Origin of the sequence: Mycobacterium sp. 852002-10029_SCH5224772 (genome assembly GCF_001667315.1) — a bacterium.
GTDB lineage: Bacteria > Actinomycetota > Actinomycetes > Mycobacteriales > Mycobacteriaceae > Mycobacterium.
The window spans coordinates 1-974 of record NZ_LZHT01000109.1; the positions used below are offsets into that span (position 1 = coordinate 1).

Here is a 974-nt window from a genome sequence, read left to right on the forward strand (position 1 = left end):
CCCAGCGCCCCTTCGTCGGCACGCTCACCATGGAGTTGACGACGGACGCCGACGACGAGGTCGCATCGTGGATCGCCCAGGGCACGCCCCCGATCTGCTTTGGTTTCGGCAGTATGCCGGTCGCCGAATCGCCCGCCGAGACGGTCAAGATGATCGGCGCCGCGTGCGCGAAGTTGGGGGAGCGGGCGTTGATCTGCTCCGGTTGGAGCGACTTCAGCGACGTCCCCCAGTTGGATCACGTCAAGGTCGTCGGCGTGGTCAATTACACGAAGGTATTCCCCGCCTGTCGCGCGGTCGTTCATCACGGCGGCTCGGGCACCACGGCCGCCGGCCTGCGCGCGGGGATCCCCTCGCTGATCCTCTGGACGGCCGGCGACCAGCCGATGTGGGGGTCGCGTGTCAAGCAACTGAAGGTGGGCGCCTCCCGGCGGTTTTCGGCCACCACGCCCGAAACGCTGGTGGAAGACCTGCGAAAAATCCTTGCCCCGGAATACCTCAGCCGCGCGCGTGAGCTGGCGACCCGGATGAGCAAGCCCGCCGACAGCGCAGGCCGCGCCGTCGATCTGTTGGAAGAGTTCGCCCGCTCGGGACGGTGTGTCCCCGACGTTCCGGCAGAGCGAAGTCGCTGAGCCGCCGGAGCCGGATAGACTGCGAAACGCATTGACGACATTGACGGACGTTTAGGCTCTCTACCGGTACTACTGGCATGCGGGAGTAAGGGGCAGTTTTGGCCGTGACCGATCACGACACGCGGTTCGCATATCTCGATCTGCTCCGGCGCGACCTCACCAGGTACGGCAGCGACGAGTTGGTGCCGGTGGGGTTGTACCGCCTCGGGCGTCCCCTGTTCAGCACCCGCAATCTGATGCTCGTGCGCAAGCGTCCGTTCAACAAACAGGCGCGCGACTTGGGGCTGGACTGGCCCGCGGATGCCTTGACGATGATCGGGATGCAGCGGCTGACCAGTCTGCAGC

The 974-nt window shown here is 66.0% G+C and carries 2 protein-coding genes; both read left to right on the forward strand.

What is annotated here, in order from left to right:
• Positions 1 to 629, forward strand: a 629-nt coding sequence (locus A5775_RS19425; RefSeq protein WP_369827893.1) for a glycosyltransferase, incomplete at its 5' end; no start/stop codon positions are given.
• A 98-nt stretch (positions 630 to 727) separates the two neighbouring features.
• On the forward strand, positions 728 to 974 hold a 247-nt coding region (locus A5775_RS19430; protein WP_231995223.1), incomplete at its 3' end, for a TylF/MycF family methyltransferase.